The organism is Synechococcus sp. UW105 (assembly GCF_900473935.1).
Taxonomy (GTDB): Bacteria; Cyanobacteriota; Cyanobacteriia; order PCC-6307; family Cyanobiaceae; genus Synechococcus_C.
In genome coordinates this window covers 394054-415936 of record NZ_UCNN01000019.1, presented here as the reverse complement: position 1 = coordinate 415936, position 21883 = coordinate 394054, and the positions used below count along the sequence as shown (strand labels likewise).

The following is a 21883-nucleotide window of genomic DNA, read 5'->3' as shown; positions in this document are numbered from 1 at the left end:
GACAGAAGCAGCTTGTTGACGCTGCTGGCTGCCGTTGATGATTTGACCCAGCAGGCCACCAGCAAGAACTCCTCAAAAAAGCGAAGATATTTCTCACTTCAGAAGACGTGAATTTTCCGGGACCATCCCAATCAATCAGGCCATTCACCCTCATCGCCGATCAATTCGAGGGAACCTTTGATAAATGCAAATTGCGGTATATTTGTGGTGGTCCAGGGATTAGGAGCCTTGTTGATCAGGATGACAGCTCCATTATCTCCGTCCAGGCTAATCATTGAAAGACTGAGATAGCCGTTTCCGGAGCCTGAATGAAACAGATACCTTCCCCGAGCCTGACTATCAGCATTGCGGTTACCGATGAAGAAGCCAAGGCTACGAGTGTAAGTTGAACTAGGGATGCTCAACTGTTGAGCCAAAGGTTGTTCAATCAGAATGTGGCTGGAGTTAAGCGCCTTAGCAAAGGCCAGATTGAACCGAGCCAAGTCGCTCGCCGTACTCCACATTAAACCCGTGGAAAGGATGGGATGCCGCATCGGTGCCCGAGGGTGCGGCTGATCATCGATGTCATAGGGAATGGCGATTGAGCTGTTGTCGTTCAGGAAGAAGTTGTTATTAAAGGTGCTACGACTCATGGTGGATGGTGTCAGTACCAACTCCTGCATCAATGCCTGGAAGGATTGGTTACTGATTGATTCCAGCGCCATCTGCAGCACCGTGTAACAGCCGTTGCAGTAGTCGAAGCGGCTGCCAGGGATTCGCTCCACCGTCAGCGGTTCATTGTTGGCTGGAGGCAGTCCTCGCAACACTTGCTGCATGGTCGGAAGAGTTTCCTTCGGACCACAGCAGCCGTCGGGGTAGGGATTGCTCAAAGCTGCGGTGTGGTTCAGCAGCATGCGAAAACTCACCGGTACTCTCGCGGTGTAGCCGTTCTCCGGGATCGTCCAGTCCTCCAAATAACGATTGACAGGCTCATCCAGGGCGATCCCTTTGATTGCGAGAAGCTTCACCGTTGCCAAAGCAGTGAGAGTCTTGGTGATGGATTGGGCCTGGAACAAGGTGTCCGCCGTCATCGGTCGGCCGCTGGCAAGGTCCGCCACTCCGAATCCCCTAGCCCAAGAGATTGACCCGTCGTCAATCACTGCAATGGAAGCACCTGGAATCCTGTGCGTCTGTCGCAGCGTGTCGATCTGCTGCTGCAGCTCGGAGAAGGGGGTTGCCGCCTCAGTGGGCATGGCGAGGGGAACCGTGGCAAGGCAGAAAATCGCCGCAGCGCAGGCCCCATCAAAGAGTCTTTGTCGGTCCAGAAACATCGCGTTCAAACCGTCCTTTTCTGCACGCACGCTAAAGAGCCCGGTCAGATCTAGGCATTGATCAGGGTTGGCATGCGTGTCGGTTGAGAGCGACCAACAGCAGCTCAGCGAGTGCTGCCAGGTGATCTGCTGACTGGCTTTCAAGCGTCTGTGAGCAAGATCACAAGCCGACTTGATTTCGGTCAACACACAACATCAGCACTCCGGAAAAACTGAGTTCATCCAGAGGCCACACCCCGCTCCGGCCTCCAACGTTCTCTCTTTCTCCCATGCTTGAGTTCAACCTCGACGGCGACCTCTTCACCGGTTTTGACGCCAGCAATGCTTATCAGCGCGTCGCTGGCGGAGACCCCTCCGCCTACGGCCTCTCCCAACAGAAAAACCTCCAACCAGGATCTGCCTCCGATCCTCTAAGCGCCCAGGATCCGATCTCGGCTTTGGCAGACGACGATCAGAACCAACAAGCCGCCACACTCAAGCCCCATCGCCCTGCACTCTGGAACCAGGGCACACCCAGCCAGCCAGCAGGCGTTGCCGCTGATCCCTCCCAGGCCGATCAAGGCAGCGATCGCCAGCAAGACAACAGCGATCCAGCCCAGATCGATCAACTCACCGGTGGCCATCAAGACGGCCGCGCCATCGCGAGCGCACAACAGCCAGCCAGCGCTGAGCGAATTGAGCTCGATCCAGCTGATCCAGCTGATCTCAACACCGCACCACCGCAGCTCGATCAACTCACGGGCGAGACGCAGGCCGGATTCTTTGGCTTCATGCCAATGCCAAGCATCTTTGAGATTGATCCGGATGTGCTCTCCTATCTCGGCGAACGCGCGGAGGTGAACAACCTGCTCGCAGAAGACCGCTTTGATCGCGATCAATCCACAGGCACTGAAACCTTCTACAACTTCACATGGGGCAGCGGTTTTTCCGCCAATGAAGCCAGCGGCTACGACGTCACCGACAGCCGCACCAATGCAGCCGACATCGGCACCGTCGCCTATCGCGACGACAAAAAAGTGATCGGCACCATTGGCACCACGAGCGCGGGCTTCCGCGATGCCAACGACTATTTCTCCTTCTATGCCGGCAAGTGCGGCACCTACGACCTCTCCCTCTCCAACTTGGGCGCCAATGTCGGCCTCGCCCTCTACAACGACACCGGCTCGCTAGTCACCTGGTCGAACAAATCAGGAACCCAGAATGAAAACATCAGCACCTTCCTGAATGAAGGTCACTACACCAGCCGCATCTACAGCTACAACACCTCGGCTGCCAACAACAACGGCGCAACAGCCTTCAATCTCAACATCAGCCGCCAGGCCGACTGCTTCGAACAAATCACCAACTGCTTGATTGATGACAGCAGCGTTAAAAATGCCACGCTCAACTCAATCAAATACGACTACAACTTTGATCGCAACGACGTGATCGGCATCCTTAAAAGTGCTGGCGACTATGGATCTGTCACCAACACCGAACTGACCGATCTACAGCAATTCCACAACATATTCAGCGGCACGATGCGCGCTGATATTGCCGGCCTCTCTAAAAAAGTAGTCTTTGGCGATTCCAGCAACGCCTGGTACACCGGCTATGACAGCATCCGCGATGAACTCGGCAACCTGGAAGCCGGCACCAATACCCAGAGCCTCAATCTGCTGATTGGCAAGCACATGCTGGGCACCGATAGGCCCGAAATTCACACCGGCAGCTACACCCAGGCCGGAGGCACCCTGGAGATTGATGGCTACAGCGCCAACGATATCGATCAGGGAGCAACAGGGTCCTGCTATTTCCTCTCCGCTCTTGCCGGCACCGCCGACAAAAAAGAGTCGATCATTGAGGACATGTTTGAGGACAATGGCGACGGCACTTACAGCGTTCGCTTCTACACCAATGGCCAGGCCGACTACGTCACCGTCGACAGCATGATGGCGACCAAAGCCGATGGCACCTATCTCCATGCTGATGCTGGCGATGGCACCGCAACCGACGCACTCGTGGCCGACAACAACGAACTCTGGGTTGCCCTTGCGGAAAAAGCCTATGCACAACTAAACGAGTCGGGTCGCCTTAATCAAGAAGAAGCGACAAACCGCTACGGCATTGCCGGTAATGAAGGCATCAGCTGGGGGTTCACCACCGACGCGATTACCCATATCACTGGACTCAATTCCAGCTGGGGCAATGCAAGCACGTTCGGCTTAGGCGCAAACAATGTGAGCTCTTCGGAGCTGCAAACCCTCGTTAACAGCAACCGTGTCGTGGCTGCAGGATGGGGCGGTCACGCTCGCACCATCACGGGCTACAACGCCACCACAGGCCAATACACCATTCGCAATCCCTATGACCAAAACCACTCCACACTGACCCATGCACAATTGATCAGCCTGGGCGCACAGTTCAGCTGGAGCAACACCTGACTCCAGCAATCAGCCCAACACAACGATCACAGAGGTGGCTACGGCCACCTTTTTTCATGCGCCAGGGCCAAGACGCACAACGCAACCATGCCGTCTCACTGAACCAAAGCTCCAACCATCATCAAGCAGTGTCGTCTAGGTCATCACGCCAACCTCAGTGACTGGTGGCGCGATCCATCAACAACTCCGAGAGCTCCCACAGCTCCGCCGCCTTCTGCAGATCAGCAGCTTCAGCACTCGTGGCCTCCGCCTCAAGGTGATGCACACCGGGGCGGACCAATGTGTTGGCGATGTAGGTAAATCCGGGCGTGGCGCTGTCATCCATGACCAATTGCGCCAGAAGTCTGCCGGCGCCTTCGAGCGATTCTGTGATCCGAAACAGATCACGGGCCACCAGAGCGAAGGCCGCCATCGCCAGCGGATTTCGCCGGCGGTTGTCGCGGAAAAAACCACCACCACTACGGGGGATCACCAGACCGGGACTCCAGGCAATCACGGGGATCGCTCCATCCAGATGCCGGTTCAACTCCCGTGCCATCAGCAGATTGCAGAGCTTGCTGTCTTTGTAGGCCTTGTCGGCATCAAAACAATCGCTGCCATCCACCATCACGAAGCCTGCCCCAGCGCGTAGCCCCGCCAGATCTCCCAGGGCTGCCGGCCGGCCCACCTTGCCGCCGCCGCTGGCGGGGTTATGCACCTCCGAGGCCGTGATCACCAGGCGCGGGTTGGCTGACCGACGCAGCACGGGCATCAGGCGCATCGCAATCAACTGATGGGCCAGCTGATTCACTGCAAAGGTGAGTTCGATGCCCTGGCAGCTCCAGCGTGGCTGGCGGGCTCCGGCGTATTGGAGGCCTGCGTTCAGCACCAATGCATCGAAGGATGTGTCGCTCTCGCGGAGCTGATTGGTGATGTCAACCACAGCCGTGAGATCGGCCAGGTCGCAGATCAGAGTGCGGACGGCTCCGCCGAAAAGGCCCAACGTCTGATCAGCCCTCGCCTGGTTGCGGCAGAGGATCGTGAGCTCATGCCCTTGGGCGTTCAGGAGCCTGGCCGCCTCAAGACCAATCCCAGAGCTGCCGCCGGTGAACAAAATCCTGGCTGGTTCAACACGAGTCATGGAGCTTGAACACATAGAGCCGAGCGTCACGATCGCTCACCACATAGACCCTGCCACGGTCTGGATCGATGGCGATGCCCTCCGCTTTACGGATGCGCTTCGGCTTGTCGTTTGGTTGATCCTTTGGCTTGATCACCAGATCAAGGCGTTGGAGGACTGCATCGCCATGCCAGTCGTAATGGAACACACACTGGCCTTTGTCGCTAGTGATCCAAAGGGTGTCGCGATGCCTGTCGTAACTGAGGTCAGAGAAGTCCAATTGATGCGTCCCCAGCTTCGGGTGTGAGAAACCATTCGCCTCCGTCAGCTGCCTCGATGACAGGATCGTGCTGCACGCCGCATCCAGTTCGATCAGCAGGCCTGGTTCAGCCTCCTTCACAACGAACACATGCTCATTCGTCGTATTGACCGTGATTCCCTCCAAGCCCTTGTTGTCAGGTGGATCCGGGAAATACGCCGCAAGACTGCCGTAGTGAGCCATCGCTGAGAGTGGACGTTGATGCAGGTCCCGGCGACTGACAATGTCAACCGTGATGAGCGAGTTGGTCTCTTCCTGCACAGCCAGGAGCTGAGTACCGTCTGAGCTGATGGCAATCCCTTCAAGGCCTTGTGCAGGGATGAAGAAGGAGTCGTTGAGCGACACACGACCTTCGAGATCCATGCAAAAGATGGCCTTGGTGTCATCACTCACGGTGTAAAGCGCCGTGCCGTCAGCGTTCAAGCTGAGGCCCGATGGTTCATTCAGGCCGATGCCTGGATCACGAATGCGGTGACTGCTGATCAGCTTGAGGCGTAGTTTCCCCATCAGCGACCCATGTCGCGACTCAGTCGATTCTGGTTGCTCGATCCAGTCACATGCAGGTTCTGCTGATCCGCTCCTACCAGCTCCTGCTCAAAGGCCTGGCCAGGGTGTTGCCCTTCCCCCGTCAGCACAGGCTGATCGGAGCCGGTTCCAGCCAGACACTGGCGGCAGAGCTGAGCAGGCGTCGCTGGCGCCGTCCCCTACTCGTGAGCGATCGCCAGCTGATGCAGCTGCAGCTTCCAGCAGCGTTGATCCGGGACCTGGAAGCCACTGGGCTGCCATGCAGCGTGTTTGATCAGGTGCTTGAAAACCCCACCATCGCCTGCGTGGAAGCCGGTCTGCAGTGCTACCGCCGCAACGGCTGCGACAGCCTGATCGCAGTGGGAGGGGGCTCGGTGATGGACTGCGCCAAGGGCATCGCCGCTCGCGTGGGCAACCCCTGGTTGCCTCTGCGCTGGATGGAGGGCCTCTTCCGGGTGCTCGCACCGCCGCCGCCCCTGGCTTGCCTCCCCACCACCGCGGGCTCCGGCTCGGAAAGCACGATCGCAGCGGTGTTCACTGACCCGCAACGGCACGGCAAATTCGCGATCGCCGACTTGAAGCTGCTCCCCAGAATCATGGTGATTGATCCAATGCTGATGCTGGGCCTGCCACCAGCGATCACCGCCGCCAGCGGCATGGATGCCCTCACCCACGCCGTGGAGTCGTACATCGGCCGCAACGGCAGCGCCTGGAGCCGGCGCAAGGCCCTCTCGGCGCTGAGGCGGATTCACCGCTGGCTGTTACAGGCCCATCGCCATGGCAGAGATGAGAGTGCCCGACTGCAGATGGCTCTAGCGGCCCATGAAGCCGGTGCAGCCTTCACGCGCACCAATGTGGGGTATGCCCATGCCATCGCCCATGCGCTGGGCAGCCTTTACGGACTTCCCCATGGCTTGGCCAACGCCATCGTGTTGCCGGAGGTGCTGCGCTGGTCACACCCCTGCTGCGAGCAGCAACTCGCCGAAATGGCAAGGGCGATCGAACTCGAAGGCAGCGATGGCAGCGAGCAGGGGCTGGCACTGGCCTTCATCGCCTGGATCGAAGCACTCAAGCAAGATCTTGGGATCCCTGCCACTGTTGCCGAACTTCGCGAGGAGCACATCCCTCAGATCAGCCGTTGCGCTCTCAAAGAAGCCCACCCTGGCTATCCAGTGCCACGCCTGATGACGCAGACGGACTGCGAGGCCCTGGTCTCGCGTCTACAAGACCACAGCGACAACTGCTTTCGATAATCCTGCCCAGCGATCAGGAACGCTGGGCAGAGCACTGCTTCATTCCCAATCGGCTGGATCATCGACGGCCAACGTTTGGCTCAACCGCCGTTGCAATAACGAACCGCTTCGGCGTTGGAGCGGCCATCAGCGACAACAGCCTCGACACAGCCGTTGAACAGCTTGCTCTCCTGCTTCACGGCACAGAGCCCGAAGGCAATCGCTGCCAGGGAGATGGCGGAGACGACCGTGGCTGAGATCTGGATCACGCCGTAGGTGAGCATCGCCCGCTTGTTGCCCTTGCACGACTGTTGTTGGGTGGAGGCGTCAGACATCGCGATTGAATCGGTGTTGAGACCCTATGGATCCAAAGACAGCACAAGAGAGTCTTGGGGGGATGGGATAACCGCACAGCGCAAAGTGAGCCTGATCACCATTGAGTTCGAGCAGCGGGGCGATCGTGAAGGCACGGTGAAGGACAACCCAAAAAACGTCACCACCGTTCTGACCTGCGTCTGCCATATCCGAAAGCCCCGTCCCCAAGGCGGGGCTTTCCCTTGGGCCGACCACGGTTGTTGCAGCGTTGCGCCCCAGCCCTCGGCACTGTTGTGGCGCACCACAAGCTGCAATCGCTAAGCAGCCAACCAGGGCCAGCGAATCCCGCAGGCTTCGAGGGGATCCATCACCAACTTGTTGAGCGCACGCCCGAGCAGCACTTGCGGTTCATCGCTGCGTATAGGAATCACAGGGTGCAGCCGGTTACCAGGCAGGCCGAAGCCCCTAACAATCCCGCGCCGAAGCAGTGAATTGCCTGCTTCCAAACCGCAGACATAGGCGCGTTCCTGGCAGAGCCCCTTAGCACCGTGTTCCTTCTCGCCCATCCGCACCCAGTCTCCAGCGCAGACCACAGAAGCCAGAGACGTCTCCAGCGGTGGCCGCTGGCTGAAACTTCCTGGCGAGAACAAAGACACCGACCCCCGATAACGCCGCACCTCCTGGTCCACGACCTGGGCACTGCGGAAACCAGGCTGCGCCATGGGCAGCAGATCCTGCATCAAGCAAGCAACGATCTCCTCATCGCTGAGATCTGCGATCGCCGAGGCGTTGTAGAAGTCGCTGGCAACCACAGACCCCTGTGGACTCTGATCAGCCCACAGCGCCTGCTCCGCATCCCGCTGCAACTGATCCAACATGAAGAAGGTGGCTCCGGCACCCTTCAGGGCAGTGAAGCGAGAGAACACATTGGCGGGATCGGCAACCGGGACGTAGCGATCCAGCCACAAACGGATCGAGACCACATCGATGGATCCGAGCGTGCCGGCACGAACCAGTTCTGGCACCAAGGCAGCGCACTGCGGTGATTGAGCCATCAAGGCCCCCATCCCTTTGGCACCAACCGCAAGCACCACGGCATCCACATCCTCAATCACACCGACGTTGGCTGTTGTGACCGAACAGGTCTCCACCGAACGGATCTTGTGGATGTCATCCGAGAGGTTGAGGCGAGTGGCGAGGGTGCCACCCAGCACTTGAAGCTGATGCTCTGAACACAGCCGTTTGCTCAGGGGCGCAAACACATGTTCAGCGATGCTTTTGGACTTGATCCAGCGCACATCAAAGGAGTCTTGATGGGCCAGGGCGTAGTAATAAAGGAGCTCCATCGTGACGGCAGCCGACAGCTCCTCCGGCGGCTTGAACAATCCCACTAAGAGGATCGGCCGCAGAAATTCATCGATCATGCGATCACTGATCCGCAGCTGCCGAAACAGCGTCAGCGCATCGATCGCGTCGTAGTTGCGGTAAACCCGATCACTACGGTTGAGGTCGAGCATGGCGTAGAGAAGACCCGCGATGCTGAGCCGATCCTGAACCGGGAGCCGCTTGAAGTTGTTGAGCGTGGCGAAGGCTTGACCCAGTGGACTCGGCAAGAACGGCGCATCGCCGAACACAGGTGCAGTCGCCTCCAGACCTTCGGGTGACCAGAACGCACTGGTGGTGAATTCGGTAAAGATCGAGCCGAGCCCGAGCTCACTGGTCAGCGCATTGATGTTGGGATAGTCCTTCCAAAAGCCCCGGGTACCGGCCTCGAACGGCTTGCCACTGTGACTGGTCAATGGCTTGATGCCAGTTGGATCGGCCAGACCATCCATCAAGGTGACACGAACACCGGCTTCGCAGAGTGTCTTGGCCGCACCCCAACCTGCCCAACCGGCTCCAATCACCACCACATGGGATGGCTTGCTGCCAGGGGTGGTCGCCTCGGTCATAGAGCTGAACTCGATCAGCTCAATTTAGAAAAGTGAACCCATGAGCCATGGGTTCACAGAGGAAAACAATCTCAGCTCCAACGTTGATGAAAACGACGTCTGCATCGTTTTGAGCTGATCGAACGCAAACGCACGGCCTGGGCTGAGCGCCAGACGATTCACAACTGGATCATTGGAGCTAGCAGAGCCCAGCTTGCGGCTGCTTAAGACTTCTCAGCCTCAGCGATGCAATTCTCCTCGGAGTCCGTCGCTTGGTCGTCATCAGCCACCGCTTCTTCGCAGTCTTGCTCGATTTGCGCCACAACGAAATCGGGAGCGACTGGAGCCGCGAAAGCCACAAAAGGGGCTGCCAGGGCAACAACCAGTGCAGCGAGTGCAGTTTTCATTGGATTGGTAGAGCTCTCTGAAGGCTTAGCAACCAAGCAAAACCTTGTCAGCTGGTGATCAAACTCTTACAAGGCGAGCCAATACCTCAAAGCCAAGAGAATGTCGCGTTGAAGGTTGAGACAACAGCCTGAGCACCAGAGGCATAAAAAGGCGAGAAACAATCCTGAACAGGTCCACTGACCGTGCCAATTAACAGTCTGATTGCAACAAGACGAATGAAGCGCAAATGAATACTGCAACAATGGCAAGAGTCAGTCTTCAAGCAGGCCTGATAGGACAATCATCTCACGTAGGGCTTATCTAGTGCAAACAATAGTGGAACACAAATAGCGGAGAGACAAACCGCAGCATCAGAGAATCAGACAGATCAAACCTATGGAGTTACAACACATTCACAAACAGGTTCACCAGCCTCTGTGATCACGATGTAGGCAACTGACGTCATCAAACGAGGGCACTCCAGTGAGGCAGAGAACGCCAACGGAGGGAAGGAGGTGTGCGAATGAAAGAGAAAGAAATTTTGGCCTGGCTGACAATCACAACATGATCCACTAACAAGAAGAAGGGAACCCACGGCCTACCGAGCATTGGGGAATCCAGCCAACTGCCTCAGGAGTGCTGGGACGCCGAAAGTCGGGATGTCAGTGGCTTCACTCAGTGGCCTTCACTTTCGCGCTTTCCCTCTGCCTCAATGCCATCCAACCTGGTTCTCAACGCCGACCCTGGTGTCTGCCCAGCCTTACGCACCTGGATCGAGAACAACGCAGACCTTCTCGTTGGCTTCAGTTTGCAGGTCGCTGAGGATGTCCAAGCAGAACTCCAGCTCCACAACAAAGCGCTGGCTCTGAATATCTCGTCTAGCCGAGCCATCAAAGAGGGTGGCGACATCGCTTTAGCGTCGGCAATCCTCCAGGGTGAAATCAGTGGTCTGATTCACTTTCCATCACCCACCAGTGAACGATCGGCCTCAGTGCTCTCCGAGCCTCTGGTGCGAGCGGCCCTGCTCAGCGACCTTCCCATCGCCCTGAACCCAGCCTCAGCGTCTGCACTGGTGCGAGGAATCAAGGGCAGCCGACGGGGGTATCTGATTTTTAACCCCGTTGCAGGCCAGGGCAATTCAGAAGCGGAGTTGGCAGAGATCCGCGCCTATCTGGAACCGCAGATCATGCTGCAGATCTGGATGACCAAACAAGGTGTTGATCCTGCTGAGCAAGCTCGGGATCTGATCAAAGAGATCAAGGCGTTCGATCAGACCGGAGAGGGGGAATCCATTGTGATCGCCTCGGGTGGCGATGGAACCGTCGGCGCCGTGGCCAGTGCCCTACAGGGCAGTGGAATTCCACTGGGCATCATCCCCAGGGGAACAGCCAATGCCTTTTCCGTGGCCCTCGGCATCCCAACAAGCCTCAAAGCCGCCTGCACAAACCTCTTACTCGGCAACACCCGTCGGGTGGATGTGGCACTGTGCAACAACAAACCGATGATCCTGCTCAGCGGCCTGGGATTTGAGGCGGGGATGGTGAATAAAGCGAGCAGAGAACTGAAAAACATTCTGGGCCCGATGGCTTACATCTTTTCGGGCGCACGCCAGATGGTGGACCAAAAGCCCTTCCCGGCCACCTTGCGCATGGAAGGGAAGGAACACAAAGTCGAGGCCAGTGCGATCACCGTGGCCAATGCTGCGCCAGCCACATCGGTGATGGCCCAGGGTTTTGGTCAGGTCATCCCAGACGATGGCCTGTTGGAAGTGATTGTTGCGTCCCCAAAAGACAGGATTGGGGGTTTGTCCGTGCTCACAAGTCTGGCTTGGTCGGCCATCCTCAATAACGCATCCCACCATGACAACATCGTCTGTTTTCGAACCAAGGCTCTAGATGTGGAGCTGAATGAAAACCAGAAATTGGTGGTGGATGGAGAAATCACTGAAACGCGCTCCCTTTCGATCTCCGTAGAACCGGGTGCTCTGGTCGTCGTGGCACCGATCCGGCTCAATCCTTGAATCTCGCCAGCGATCCTTCTATCCAAATCAAAATCCAACGGATGCAGGACCGTATCCGTTGGGGGCATCCCGCCCTGCAGACGCGCGGCATCGACCAAACCCAGTTCGTCCTGGATCACCACCATCAGCCATCAGAACAAGACGGGGCGTTTCATTTTCTTGTAGTTGGCGACAGCGGAACCGGTCGTCATCGCCTTCACAGCCCCCCGCGTCGCATCGCTGAACGGCTACTGGAGCACAAACAGGATGCCGCCTTTCTGCTGCATACCGGTGATGTCGTGTATTTGGTGGGAGCAACGGCTCAGTACCAACGCAATTTCATCCGCCCCTATCGCGAGTGGTTGGTGGACGGAATGCAGTGGGAAACCGTCAACCCGAAACAGCTGACATTCAATCAACCCTTCCTGCCTGTTCCCGGCAATCACGATTACTACGATCTGGCCTTTCCGATCAGACTGGTCGCAGGCTTAACGCTCCCGTTTCGCCAGCATCTGCAATGGTTTCATGATGTGGATGCCGGTTGGCGTGGCTCCCGTCAGGGCGAGGCGTATGCCCGCGCTTTTCTGGATGTGCTTCACGACATTCCTTCAGCCAAATTGGCCCACCATTTGGACACGGTTTACAGCGCCGAGTGGAACGGACGGCGCTGCCTTCGCTACCGCCCGGGAGTGCAGACCTGTCTTCCCAACCGCTACTACCGCTTTCGCCATGCGGGAGTGGATGTCTTCGCCATCGACTCCAACACACTGATCGCTCCACTGAAGCAGTCTGGAAATCACACGGAGCTCATCAAAGAACTGAAGGCCCTGAAGCAGGAACAAGCCCAACGCTTTCAGGAGCTGGCGAGTCTCCGCAATGAAGAGGAGCGAGATGGGGTGATGGACGAACTCGAAACACTGCAGGAGGAGTTACTGGATCGTCAGCGGCGGCTCAACACGCCCTCAACGGTCGACCACGAACAATTGCAATGGCTACGGGATGGGCTGATCGAATCACACCAAGACCCATCCAGCCGAGGACGCATCGTGATGCTGCACCACCCGCCTTATGTGAGCGAAAAAACAAAATGGAATCAGGCCGATACCCAGGCGATCCGACAACGCCTGCGAGAGGTTCTGAACGATGTAGCCAAGACGATCGGCCAGAGCAAGCACCCCCTGGTCGATGTGGTGTTGAGTGGCCATGCCCATTGCATGGAAGTGCTGCGTAGCCATGAAACGGGTCATGCCGATCGCAACCTCAATTGGGTGATCTGCGGAGGTAGCGGCTATGGGCTTAGGTCCCAACGTCGCGATGGAGTAGTCCTGGAAGAGCGCAATCAATCAGATCAGCTGAGGCCTGTTGCCAGCAGCGAACTCTTCATCGGCAGGAACTGGAGAAAGGGAACCAGTGCCTACAGCGGACTTCGGGTTGACATCTCAGCAGGTCGACCACTCCGGATCCAATTGACACCACTGGTCTCCTACCGAGACAACGGCTGCTGGCACGACGCCGCCTTGCCCTCGATCCCCCTACCGATGCAGTCAGCACAGACGCCATAACGGCATCAAGCGATCAAGGTCCGCACCCAGATGTGCTGGGAGAAAAGCGGAAGCATGTGCTGACTGCACAAGGATGCAAGCCCGCCTCTCGCTCGTCCAGCTGGCTCAGACCGTGACGAGACCATCTGTCTCTGTCCCATCACTGGAGTGGACAGCCAGCGACCAACAGGCTCAGAATGAGAATGATTCCCGATTCCGGGTCGAAGCTTTTCCAGCTGTCGATCAAGGGGACGGAGTGAATCGCAGTGCCCTTTCGGGGCAGGAGGTTGGACCAAAAGCCATGACCAACAAGCAAATCGCCTGCTCAGGCCTGAAGGCCTGCATCCCAGCACCATGAGCCAGACCTGGTTGATCTCAGGCCCTCCAGGCTGTGGAAAAACCAGCTGGATCCTGACGACGATCCGGAGCCACCCGGGTCCCTGTGGTTACTTACGTCTCTCAGGACTGTCAGAAGACGGGCTGGAGCAGGGGCACAATGCAGGCATCGATTTGGCCTGGCTGAGGGATCAACGCCCCCAGCTGCAAGACCTCTCCCAATCAGATCAGCAGTGTGCAGACCGCGCAGACGACCAACTGAATCTGATTGAACTGCAGCAATATCGCCCACCAACTGATCCTGGTGTCGATGGAATCGATCCACGCATCAGCAACCAACTCAAAGCTCTGCAGCTCGAACCTGATCGCGCCCTGCACTTCGGGAGGGAACCAGAACTGCCCGAGCAGGACACCTTGGAGTTCAACAGACTTGAAGCCTGGAATCTCAGTCTTCACAACAGTGTCTGGGACCCCAACAGTCTCAGCAGTTTCTGGTTTGAGTTGGTCAATGGAGCCTATGGAGATGTTTATCGCGCCAAAGCGTTAATGAACCTTCCGGACGGTCGCGCGTTCTTCTGTAACTGGATCGTCAGCCAGCAGGGATCGCAGTTCCTGCCTCTAGAGCGAGTGGAACCGCCAACGGGGCGCCCCGATCGAACCTCAGAGCTTGTCGTACAAGGCAAGGCTCTTGATAGCAACGGGATTCAATCCACAATCAACGACTGTCTGTTGAGTGATGCAGTTCTAGACATGCATCAAGCCCCGCTCCGAGAACAACAACCAGATCTATTCCAAGCCAAGAGGTGACCATGGCTCACGCGGTAATTTCCTGTCTCCACGCCAACCTTGCAGCCGTTGAAGCCGTGCTGGATGACATTGACCAGCAAGGAATTGAAACCATCACCTGCCTCGGTGACCTCGTGGGCTATGGCCCCCAACCCAACGAAGTCGTTGAGCTGGTTCGCCAACGCGCCATCCCCACCTGCCAAGGCTGCTGGGATGAAGACATCATCGATGGCCTCAATGCTTGCGAATGCAGCTATCCCTCGCAACTGGCAGAGCGGCGTGGCCATCTCGCCCACCAATGGACTGAGGCGAAAATGACAGAAGACAACAAGGCCTTTCTGGCCAGCCTGCCGACCTCCTTACGGCGAGACAAGCTTCTGTTCGTTCATGGCAGCCCCAACAGTCAGCACGAATATCTCTTGCCTGACATGAATGCATTCGCGGCCCTGGAACGGGTTGAAACAGCGGGTGCAGAAACACTCTTCTGCGGACACACCCATCAGCCCTATGTGCGTGAACTGCGGGGCGGCTCCATTCGGGTGCGAGTGCAACACCACGACAGCAGCAGCTCAGAGGAGCAGGAAATGACGCTGCCAATGCGACGGATCGTCAATGCAGGATCGGTGGGCGAGCCACGCCACGGCAACACCCAAGCCACCTACGTCATTCACGATGAAGCAACGGGCGATTTAACGATCAGAGAGGTGAACTACGACGTGGCAAAAACATGCCAGGCCATCATCGATGCCGGCTTACCTGAAGTCTTTGCCTGGCGATTAAGCCACGGCTTTGAATATGCGGAACGGGCTGACGATGCCAGCCATGTGTGTGAGCGCTGATGGAACGCTGGGCACTGGTGAGTGGGTTGGGCGGAGATCTCGAGGTCTACGAACAGATCCAACGTGAACTGAAAAAGAGCCGCGGGCTGGAGCGTCTGTTTGTGCTCGGTGATCTAATAGGACCGAGGCACAACAGCGATGCACTTCTAAAGAGACTGCAGGAGCCCGAACGCGGCGATCTACAACCGGAATGCATCTACGGATGGTGGGAGGAGCAATTGCTGGCCGAACGGGGATACCGCGGTGAGAGAACAGCGGAGGCACTGCGCATCAACCATGGCAATGATGCGGTGGAGGGATTATTAACTTCGGTGGATTCAGGGCACATGACCTGGCTGGCATCGCTTCAGTTCGGCTTTATTGAGCTGGATTGTGCTCTCTTACATGGCAGCTCAGCCGACGTGGGCGACGAGCTGAAGCCAACCAGCTCTCCGTTAATCCTGCTCGATCGCCTCACCCGTCTGGATGTCAACCGATTGTTCACTGCCAGGAGTGCGCAGCAGTTCCGTCTTGATCTGAATGGGGGAGCCATCGATTCCCACATCAAAGATCTCAATGGGGAACAGAATCAACAACAGGCGGCGCCCAAACGAAGCGTGATCGGGATCGGTTCTGGCGAGTTGTTCAGCTTGTATGCACCGGGCAGTGATCACATTGAATTCCTAAAAGCCGGAGGCAAACCAGTGTCTCGAGGCTTGGGTTTCGGCTGAGAGAGACGATCTTGCCGTCAACCAATGCGTTGGTTGCAATCATTTTCCTTCTCGAGAAGACCCGAACACAACAGCGAAAACGCCAAACCTTGCCGAGCACCAACCACCTTGGCCAGGCTTGGCAATCGAGAGACAGCTTTGCTGTGCGGCCTGGGGGGATACGCCACCAAGGCCGCGAGCCAATCCAGTCGAACCATCCGTCTCTGAAGAGGCTCACAACCAGCCTGAAGCCACTCTCAGGGCATCGAAACACCATCAAAGGCGAGCCTCAGTCCGGCCCACTAGAAAGTGAGCACGCAAGCTGCGCACGCTGTGCCCAAGGATCCCCTGAGGTTCCGAGAGGGGGATGGGCCTCTCAACCGGCCAGGGCCTGGTTGAGGTTGTTAATCAGGTCAACGGCGGGGTTCGGCCTTGCGCACACCGATCTGGCGGCCCATCCACTCAACGTCTTGCAGATCGTTGATGGCGGCCTGTTCGTCGGCCTCATTACGCATGTCCACGAAACCGAAACCACGCTTTCGGCCTGTCTCGCGATCCAAGGGTAATGAGCACTTGGTCACCTCGCCGTACTGGGAGAAGAGATCCTCAAGGTCTTCCCGTTCAGCATCCCAAGAGAGGTTCCCGATGAAAATCGTCAAAAAACTGGCCGTATGAGTTCTTGAGAAGCCTGCCACAGCATCGATCCAGCTGTGGCAGTGCCTGGCAGATGAACAGGCAACGCAACAACCCACTACCCCATCACTTCAGGCAATGCACTCTCTTCTGCGTTCGGATACATGGTTTTTGCCAGCACGAGAAGCTCAGAAGCCGTGCTGTGATCTCCCTCTTGACTGAGCAGTTGGATGAGAAGAATGAGTTCTGCGTAATCAGCGGTAGCGGTGCCATTGAGCAACCCCCGTGCAGTGCCACGGGCCACAATCAATTCCAAGGTCATGCTCATGGGATCAAGCTGACACCGATAAGGAGGTCTCCGCCAAAACAGCAGAGTTTTGAACGCTATTGAGGCGGGGTGTCAGGACATCAACAAGATTGAGCTGCAGACGCAAGAACCGAAACAGAGCCTTCAGGCCAACACCCATTTTGAGCGTTGAGCAGTGTTCCTCAATGATCAGAAACGAAAACTTGTTTTCAACAAGCCGCCAAGCTGGCTGAACGTGTCTCCGAAGGAAGTGTTCTGCCCATAAGGACGAGACAAATAGAACAAGGCAGGTGTCACACTAATATTGTCAGTGACATGAAATTGATACCACCACTCCCAAACATAGTTGCCATCTCTTGGAGCTTCCCCATTCTCCAGACTTGTCGCAAACACAGGCTGGCCCACTGCAATTCCAGCTTGGTTGCTGCGCAGGAACACATCACTCCACTCGAGTGCCAGAGTCCAGGATTGACTGGTGGATACCAGACTGTTTTGATCAACCAATGGATCATTAAAAACACTGCTTTCATAGGCAGTATTATTGATACCCCAACCCAAGCTGATTGATGGAATCCAACCACTGTCTTGAGGCTGCCAATATCCACTTAGAGCGAAGGCCGATGTCGTGCCAGGGTTTGCATAACTATCTAAAGTAAAGTTTGAGCCATACACAATGATGTCATTGCCATTTTGGATCAAGGAATAGATCGCAGCAAGTCCTAATCCATCAACTTCATATCCTATCTGAAGAGTCCCAGTACCTCCAGAGCCATGGCCAGAAATCCCTCTATTAAAGGAATTTGACAAGGCACCATTGGCAGCAACGTAATTAGCAGTGATGCTGAATCCATGCCGGGACCAACTGATCCCAGCGCCTGACCCTAGGTTCATATTGTAGGCACCAGGCGCACCATTCAAGGTCAGTACATCCAAAACACTGCTACTGGGGTACACACTTGGCCAGATCGCAAGCATGTCTTCCTGGCCAACATTGGCGCCAATGGTGAAGGTCAAGTCAGGTGAGAATGGGAATGTATAAAAGAGCTTTTCAACAATCACATGATTGGGCGTATCGCCTTCCTGAAAGGCTACTGAGAGCTGAGAGAGAGGGCTGGGTCCACCCCCACCAAAAACGCTCAATCCACCGTCAAAGTCACCGACCCGCAAAACCGCAATTAAATTGTCTTTACCGGTGAAACTTGTGTTGAGAATTAGATCCTGATTGTAATTAAAGGTAGTAGCCCCATACAGCGCGTTCGACTGATCGACAGACTCCTGCTCGGAATCCTGCTTTGTCATTCCTGCGAAACGATTAGCACCAATGACAAAGGTGATCTCAGCCTCCAGCTTGGTGGTGGTGGAGAACTGGGTGGCTTCCAGTTCGCCAACGCGAGCTTCCAGACCGTCAACGCGGCCCTTGAGGATGGCGAGTTCACGCTCGAACTCTTTCATCAGGCGCTTCAGCTCGTCGGTCACTTCAGTGATCCGGTCGAGGCAAGCGTTCAGCAGTGCGGCCGCTTCAAAGCGGGTCATCGCACGGTTGCCGCGGTAGGTGCCGTTCGGGTAGCCAGCGACGCAGCCGTAGCGCTCGACCAGGTTGGACAGAGCCTGGTAAGCCCAGTCGGTCGGAACCACATCCGAGAACTGGCTGATGCTGGTGACCTGATCTTGGCTGGACAATGGCGAACCAGCAGCAAAGCCAGAATTGGTATTGAAGCTCAATTCAGCTGAAGCCGACCCCACCGAAAAAAGAGAAGCGAATGCCCAACCAAAACCAAATCGAACCAAAATATGCTTTGAATTCATCGCAATAAAAAGATGGCGGACACAAGTTCCGCCACAAAAGAAATGCCAGAAGATTCGTCTAGAAGAATCTTTTCAATCACCATCAACAGAAATTGTTCCGTCAATCAATGATGGCAACCCATGCAAAAGCGAGACCGATACCAATCCAGATTCCAGCACCCAGGCGCTGACCCTGCTCACCCAACCAGTTGATCACCTCTTTGGATGCTGTCGTCACAAGCAGGAGTAGTGCACCCTGAGCAATCAGAAGGCCTAAGAAATAGGTGGCAAGGGGTGTGGGTTCGGCACCAACAATGGTGCTTCCGAGCAGGAAACCATGCAGACCGATCAAAGGAAGCAGCCACTGCACCGGCACCAGCGCCAGAGCCATCAGCCCCTCGATCACCAGCGATAGGGAAACAAGCGCTTCCGCCCAAGGAGCGATGGCATCGGGCAGTGGAATGAACTGGGAGAGGGCACTACCTGCAAGCCCCACAGCAAGCAAGGGGAGCACCCATTTAATGGGACGACGCAGGCCAATAAAGGCGACTGCGAGCAGGAACAAAAGATGGTCTGGTCCCAGCAGTGGATGCCCAATACCGCTTAGCAGTCCTTGCCATGCCGTCAGGCCGGTACTGTCACCCATTCCAAAGGGATGGTGAGCATAGGCAGGAACGGCAATGGAAGCAGCCAAAAGCAGGGGAGCCGACAACAGCCCAGCCTTCTGAACGGCCAGCAACGGTCGCAATGAAGTCAAGATCGATCCTCGTCGAGTGGAAACCTGGCGGGCGTTCTGACTGGCACCAACAAGAAAGAGGTGCATCACAGCTGCGGGACAGTGACGGATTCGCACCGTTCTTTCCCCGTTTCCTTCAGTGGCTGATCCCCACCAAAACCAGAGGCTTTAACCTATCAAATCCAGGCCGTTTTGTAACCAATGCACACCACCTGCCCTTCTGACAAGGTGCAGCAGATCTAAAGTGATAAATGATTCAGGATGGGGGACCAGGGCTAGCAGATACTCCTTAATCCAATCAAGCAAAAGCCTTCGGAGCAAGCTTTTGGTAACAGCAACAAGACTTGCAATCTGCGATCAAGCAATTTAACTAGCCAGCTTGAGAAGCAGATGAATCTCTTCCGAAATTCTGTATTCTGATCCAACTGATACTGATGCCTCAACCGAACCAGCCAATCGGATGAAAAATCACGATCAAGACTGTGATGGCATACCCCAATGGATTGCGATCGGCATTGCACCCAGAGGGATCGTGGCCATCGGCATCGTTCCGATGGGTGTGATCACCGTTGGCGCTGTGGGGATGGGCATCATCAATATCAGCCTTGTCGGCATGGGCGCTCTGTCGGCCTGCTTCGTCGGGATGGGGCTCTGGGGTACTGGTGTTCAGTTCATGAGCCTTTAAAGCCAAGTGACGATGGGGCACAAAAAAGCCCCTGACCAATGATCAGGGGCTTCAAGCTGGGAACGATCGTCGCTAAGGACGCAGCTGATCAACCAAGAATCAAGCCCAACCTTTGGAGGACTGAGACTCAACATAAGCAGCAACATCAGCAATATCGTCAGCGCTCAGCTTGCCGCCAAAAGCAGGCATACCGTTCTTGCCGTTGGTCACCTGATAAGCGATGGCTTCTTCGTGGCCCTCGTTGTAGCTGGTGAGATAAGACTTAAGGTCGTCTTGCTGAAGGGTGCGCTGGCCATTAACGACGTTGCCTCCACCCATGTGGCAAGCCGCGCAGTTAGCCGAGAAGATCTGCTCTCCATGAGCAGAATCGGCAGCCATGGCAAAAGAAGGCGCCACAAGACCAATCAGAGCAGCAAGGGCGATCGAGAGCAGGTGTCTCATCATCTAGGTAGGAAGACCTACCCTCTTTAGTCGCAGATGTCCCCAAAAGCACAACCAGCCCCCGCATTCTTTACTTTCCTTTTGTATCAAGTGAGCCAGCCTCAACCAGACTGCAGCGCAACTCAACAGTGCCGACCTTGAAGTGGCTCCATGCAGCTCTGATCGGGCTTTTCGCCTGTGCTCTGATCGGCTGGCCGGCCCAAAGGGTTGAGGCATGCGTGGAGGGCCTTTCCTGGGGCATGCCCTTAGAGCAGGTGCGTGACCACCTCGGCCAAAGCCAACCCGTGGACGATGAGCAGCCCCATCGCTTTGTTGCCAGCCATGTGCTGCTGGATCGTCTTCCCGTCTCCAGCGTCACGTTTGACCTCGACGAGACCAACGGCCTGCAGTCCCTGGCCTATGAGTTCGCCATCGATGACATGAGTGAGGTACTGGCTGGTCTGCGGTCAAGGCATGGCCAACCGCTCAGCACCAGTTCAGAAGACCAAGACCAAAGCGAGCAGGTCTGGGTTTGGAATACAGGTGAAGACCTGATCACAGCCGTCAAACATCAAAGTGCCGAACAGGCAAAGTTCCTGATCTCGTATCGACAAAGCAGGCTTCGCCCAGAAACGCTCTAAAGCGATCATCAGACCGGCCCAGCAGGCATCTTTGGGGCGAACAAGTGGCCCAAGCACATGACAATCATGCTGTATGGCCAACCACAACTCAGCAGGAGATGACTAACCAAAGCCTTGGCAATCCTTCAGCGATATCGATCAACAATTGATCAAGATTCAAACGGTAACCTTGTATCCAAGCGCGAACACTCCTAGTTCAATCGTGTGCCTCTGAATGCAATCAACACGACGTGATTGGGCAGGGATGCCATCACATCTGGATACCATGCATCATGGCCCCGTGAACCTTGGCACTGCTCTGGGATTCTGCCAGTAGACCAGACTTAATCCATGTGAGGTCGAAGCCCCGCACCCCATTGCCGCGTTCTGATTTGCACAGATCAGGGCATCAAGCCGAAACAGGCTTGGCCTGGAAATTCCAGTGTTCCTCATCCTCAAGCCAAAGCTCCCACGCAAATTGCTTGCCCCTGCTGGTGGAGAGCTTGCCGCCGAAACCAGCAGGAGAGGCGCTATAGAGATCGATGATGGCGTTGGCAGGTTCACCGTCTCTTGTGAACAGGTCAGTGACCCGATGCCCTAACCGTTCGGAGAGATCGGCTTTGAGGTCATCCAACGTCATCAGGGTTCGTCGAGAAATCCAGAATGAGATCACCGTGTTCATCACGGGTGATCACAAAGCCGAAGCCATCGAGCCGACCACTCCAGACCCCTTGGTCAGGATCGTAATCAAGCCCCTGCTGTTGCTCCACGGTGTGATCAAACAACTGTTGAAAACAATGGCCAGCGACAACTGCCGCCTGCTGCTCATCCATCTCGTCAAGCTCATGCGACTCGACCGAACACCCCTCCAGGAGCTCGGCATCAATCACATTGCCAACGCCCAAATCGGCAACGAGGGCCTCCAGGGCTGCAAGGGTTTTCGTTTCAGGCATGTGTGAATCATCG

Annotated in this window: 24 protein-coding genes and 1 riboswitch; of the genes, 9 read left to right on the top strand and 15 right to left on the bottom strand. The window is 56.3% G+C overall.

The window, feature by feature from the left end; all coding sequences use genetic code 11:
• Positions 1-131: 131 nt before the first annotated feature.
• Positions 132-1496 (bottom strand): serine hydrolase, encoded by a 1365-nt coding sequence (locus DXY16_RS09395; RefSeq protein ID WP_244281625.1) that lies wholly within the window; start codon positions 1494-1496, stop codon positions 132-134.
• An 83-nt stretch (positions 1497-1579) separates the two neighbouring features.
• On the opposite strand from DXY16_RS09395, the gene DXY16_RS09390 reads away from it, so the two are divergent.
• On the top strand, positions 1580-3733 hold the full coding sequence (locus DXY16_RS09390) for a C2 family cysteine protease (RefSeq protein ID WP_115120916.1): 2154 nt from the start codon (positions 1580-1582) through the stop codon (positions 3731-3733).
• 154 nt (positions 3734-3887) lie between these two features.
• On the opposite strand, the gene DXY16_RS09385 is transcribed toward DXY16_RS09390, so the two are convergent.
• Positions 3888-4853, bottom strand: coding sequence for an SDR family NAD(P)-dependent oxidoreductase (locus DXY16_RS09385; protein ID WP_115120915.1), 966 nt, complete (start codon positions 4851-4853; stop codon positions 3888-3890).
• A complete protein-coding gene (locus tag DXY16_RS09380; protein WP_115120914.1) occupies positions 4840-5658 on the bottom strand; it encodes an SdiA-regulated domain-containing protein in 819 nt (272 codons plus the stop codon). Before DXY16_RS09380 ends, DXY16_RS09385 begins: the two co-directional genes overlap by 14 nt.
• A gap of 50 nt (positions 5659-5708) precedes the next feature.
• Between DXY16_RS09380 and DXY16_RS09375 the strand changes: the two genes are divergently transcribed.
• A complete protein-coding gene (locus DXY16_RS09375) occupies positions 5709-6929 on the top strand; it encodes an iron-containing alcohol dehydrogenase (RefSeq protein WP_115120913.1) in 1221 nt (406 codons plus the stop codon).
• Positions 6930-7009: 80 nt separating this feature from the next.
• Here the strand turns inward: DXY16_RS09375 and DXY16_RS09370 are convergent, their stop codons facing one another.
• Complete coding sequence (locus DXY16_RS09370) at positions 7010-7243, bottom strand: hypothetical protein (protein WP_115120912.1); 234 nt, start codon at positions 7241-7243, stop codon at positions 7010-7012.
• A gap of 85 nt (positions 7244-7328) precedes the next feature.
• Here DXY16_RS09370 and DXY16_RS09365 point away from each other — a divergent pair, with 85 nt between their 5' ends.
• Positions 7329-7544, top strand: a complete 216-nt coding sequence (locus DXY16_RS09365) for a hypothetical protein (RefSeq protein WP_115120911.1) — start codon at positions 7329-7331, stop codon at positions 7542-7544.
• Here the strand turns inward: DXY16_RS09365 and DXY16_RS09360 are convergent.
• Both DXY16_RS09360 and DXY16_RS09355 read right to left on the bottom strand, forming a co-directional pair.
• The gene (locus DXY16_RS09360; RefSeq protein WP_115120910.1) at positions 7541-9175 is read right to left on the bottom strand and encodes an FAD-dependent oxidoreductase; all 1635 of its coding nucleotides are present in this window, start codon (positions 9173-9175) and stop codon (positions 7541-7543) included. The genes DXY16_RS09365 and DXY16_RS09360 overlap by 4 nt on opposite strands.
• A gap of 203 nt (positions 9176-9378) precedes the next feature.
• The gene (locus DXY16_RS09355; RefSeq protein WP_115120909.1) at positions 9379-9561 is read right to left on the bottom strand and encodes a hypothetical protein; all 183 of its coding nucleotides are present in this window, start codon (positions 9559-9561) and stop codon (positions 9379-9381) included.
• 692 nt (positions 9562-10253) lie between these two features.
• Here DXY16_RS09355 and DXY16_RS09350 point away from each other — a divergent pair.
• The 5 genes from DXY16_RS09350 to DXY16_RS09325 all read left to right on the top strand — a co-directional run bounded on the left by DXY16_RS09350 (position 10254) and on the right by DXY16_RS09325 (position 15752).
• Complete coding sequence (locus tag DXY16_RS09350) at positions 10254-11561, top strand: YegS/Rv2252/BmrU family lipid kinase (RefSeq protein ID WP_115120908.1); 1308 nt, start codon at positions 10254-10256, stop codon at positions 11559-11561.
• A 41-nt stretch (positions 11562-11602) separates the two neighbouring features.
• Positions 11603-13102, top strand: coding sequence for a metallophosphoesterase (locus DXY16_RS09345; protein ID WP_115120998.1), 1500 nt, complete (start codon positions 11603-11605; stop codon positions 13100-13102).
• Between the two features lie 333 nt (positions 13103-13435).
• A complete protein-coding gene (locus DXY16_RS09335; RefSeq protein WP_115120906.1) occupies positions 13436-14224 on the top strand; it encodes a GTP-binding protein in 789 nt (262 codons plus the stop codon).
• A 2-nt stretch (positions 14225-14226) separates the two neighbouring features.
• Complete coding sequence (locus DXY16_RS09330) at positions 14227-15042, top strand: metallophosphoesterase (RefSeq protein ID WP_115120905.1); 816 nt, start codon at positions 14227-14229, stop codon at positions 15040-15042.
• Positions 15042-15752, top strand: a complete 711-nt coding sequence (locus tag DXY16_RS09325; RefSeq protein WP_115120904.1) for a phosphoesterase — start codon at positions 15042-15044, stop codon at positions 15750-15752. Before DXY16_RS09330 ends, DXY16_RS09325 begins: the two co-directional genes overlap by 1 nt.
• Positions 15753-15769: 17 nt before the next feature.
• Here DXY16_RS09325 and DXY16_RS09320 read toward each other — a convergent pair whose 3' ends face one another.
• From DXY16_RS09320 to DXY16_RS09290, 7 genes are all read right to left on the bottom strand, one after another.
• The gene (locus DXY16_RS09320; protein WP_115120903.1) at positions 15770-15949 is read right to left on the bottom strand and encodes a hypothetical protein; all 180 of its coding nucleotides are present in this window, start codon (positions 15947-15949) and stop codon (positions 15770-15772) included.
• Between the two features lie 195 nt (positions 15950-16144).
• Positions 16145-16390: an RNA-binding protein gene (locus DXY16_RS09315; protein ID WP_115017323.1), complete on the bottom strand. Its 246-nt coding sequence runs from the start codon at positions 16388-16390 to the stop codon at positions 16145-16147.
• A gap of 92 nt (positions 16391-16482) precedes the next feature.
• A complete protein-coding gene (locus DXY16_RS09310) occupies positions 16483-16692 on the bottom strand; it encodes a hypothetical protein (RefSeq protein ID WP_115120902.1) in 210 nt (69 codons plus the stop codon).
• A gap of 168 nt (positions 16693-16860) precedes the next feature.
• The gene (locus DXY16_RS09305) at positions 16861-18477 is read right to left on the bottom strand and encodes an iron uptake porin (protein ID WP_115120901.1); all 1617 of its coding nucleotides are present in this window, start codon (positions 18475-18477) and stop codon (positions 16861-16863) included.
• A 100-nt stretch (positions 18478-18577) separates the two neighbouring features.
• Positions 18578-19102: a HupE/UreJ family protein gene (locus tag DXY16_RS09300; protein ID WP_371410902.1), complete on the bottom strand. Its 525-nt coding sequence runs from the start codon at positions 19100-19102 to the stop codon at positions 18578-18580.
• A 119-nt stretch (positions 19103-19221) separates the two neighbouring features.
• Positions 19222-19371, bottom strand: a riboswitch (cobalamin riboswitch).
• 260 nt (positions 19372-19631) lie between these two features.
• Entirely contained in the window at positions 19632-19898 is a 267-nt protein-coding gene (locus DXY16_RS15185) for a hypothetical protein (RefSeq protein ID WP_244281623.1), read from the bottom strand.
• A gap of 78 nt (positions 19899-19976) precedes the next feature.
• Entirely contained in the window at positions 19977-20318 is a 342-nt protein-coding gene (locus tag DXY16_RS09290) for a c-type cytochrome (protein ID WP_115120996.1), read from the bottom strand.
• Between the two features lie 128 nt (positions 20319-20446).
• On the opposite strand from DXY16_RS09290, the gene DXY16_RS09285 reads away from it, so the two are divergent.
• Positions 20447-20938: a hypothetical protein gene (locus DXY16_RS09285; RefSeq protein WP_244281622.1), complete on the top strand. Its 492-nt coding sequence runs from the start codon at positions 20447-20449 to the stop codon at positions 20936-20938.
• 388 nt (positions 20939-21326) lie between these two features.
• On the opposite strand, the gene DXY16_RS09280 is transcribed toward DXY16_RS09285, so the two are convergent.
• Together DXY16_RS09280 and DXY16_RS09275 are read right to left on the bottom strand one after the other, a co-directional pair.
• Positions 21327-21557 carry a hypothetical protein gene (locus DXY16_RS09280; protein ID WP_115120899.1) on the bottom strand — a complete coding sequence of 77 codons (231 nt, stop codon included), beginning with the start codon at positions 21555-21557 and terminating at the stop codon, positions 21327-21329.
• The gene (locus DXY16_RS09275) at positions 21544-21870 is read right to left on the bottom strand and encodes a hypothetical protein (protein WP_115120898.1); all 327 of its coding nucleotides are present in this window, start codon (positions 21868-21870) and stop codon (positions 21544-21546) included. The genes DXY16_RS09280 and DXY16_RS09275 overlap by 14 nt, the downstream gene beginning before the upstream one ends.
• Positions 21871-21883: the final 13 nt, after the last annotated feature.

Coding starts and splice junctions, on each gene's coding strand:
- DXY16_RS09390 (WP_115120916.1), top strand. CDS start 1,580: ATGCTTGAGTTCAACCTCGACGGCGACCTCTTCACCGGTTTTGACGCC.
- DXY16_RS09350 (WP_115120908.1), top strand. CDS start 10,254: ATGCCATCCAACCTGGTTCTCAACGCCGACCCTGGTGTCTGCCCAGCC.
- DXY16_RS09375 (WP_115120913.1), top strand. CDS start 5,709: ATGCAGGTTCTGCTGATCCGCTCCTACCAGCTCCTGCTCAAAGGCCTG.
- DXY16_RS09300 (WP_371410902.1), bottom strand. CDS start 19,102: ATGGGTGACAGTACCGGCCTGACGGCATGGCAAGGACTGCTAAGCGGT.
- DXY16_RS09280 (WP_115120899.1), bottom strand. CDS start 21,557: ATGACGTTGGATGACCTCAAAGCCGATCTCTCCGAACGGTTAGGGCAT.
- DXY16_RS09290 (WP_115120996.1), bottom strand. CDS start 20,318: ATGAGACACCTGCTCTCGATCGCCCTTGCTGCTCTGATTGGTCTTGTG.
- DXY16_RS09325 (WP_115120904.1), top strand. CDS start 15,042: ATGGAACGCTGGGCACTGGTGAGTGGGTTGGGCGGAGATCTCGAGGTC.
- DXY16_RS09335 (WP_115120906.1), top strand. CDS start 13,436: ATGAGCCAGACCTGGTTGATCTCAGGCCCTCCAGGCTGTGGAAAAACC.
- DXY16_RS09320 (WP_115120903.1), bottom strand. CDS start 15,949: ATGGTTCGACTGGATTGGCTCGCGGCCTTGGTGGCGTATCCCCCCAGG.
- DXY16_RS09345 (WP_115120998.1), top strand. CDS start 11,603: ATGCAGGACCGTATCCGTTGGGGGCATCCCGCCCTGCAGACGCGCGGC.
- DXY16_RS09305 (WP_115120901.1), bottom strand. CDS start 18,477: ATGAATTCAAAGCATATTTTGGTTCGATTTGGTTTTGGTTGGGCATTC.
- DXY16_RS09275 (WP_115120898.1), bottom strand. CDS start 21,870: ATGCCTGAAACGAAAACCCTTGCAGCCCTGGAGGCCCTCGTTGCCGAT.
- DXY16_RS09385 (WP_115120915.1), bottom strand. CDS start 4,853: ATGACTCGTGTTGAACCAGCCAGGATTTTGTTCACCGGCGGCAGCTCT.
- DXY16_RS09380 (WP_115120914.1), bottom strand. CDS start 5,658: ATGGGGAAACTACGCCTCAAGCTGATCAGCAGTCACCGCATTCGTGAT.
- DXY16_RS09310 (WP_115120902.1), bottom strand. CDS start 16,692: ATGAGCATGACCTTGGAATTGATTGTGGCCCGTGGCACTGCACGGGGG.
- DXY16_RS09330 (WP_115120905.1), top strand. CDS start 14,227: ATGGCTCACGCGGTAATTTCCTGTCTCCACGCCAACCTTGCAGCCGTT.
- DXY16_RS09355 (WP_115120909.1), bottom strand. CDS start 9,561: ATGAAAACTGCACTCGCTGCACTGGTTGTTGCCCTGGCAGCCCCTTTT.
- DXY16_RS09370 (WP_115120912.1), bottom strand. CDS start 7,243: ATGTCTGACGCCTCCACCCAACAACAGTCGTGCAAGGGCAACAAGCGG.
- DXY16_RS09360 (WP_115120910.1), bottom strand. CDS start 9,175: ATGACCGAGGCGACCACCCCTGGCAGCAAGCCATCCCATGTGGTGGTG.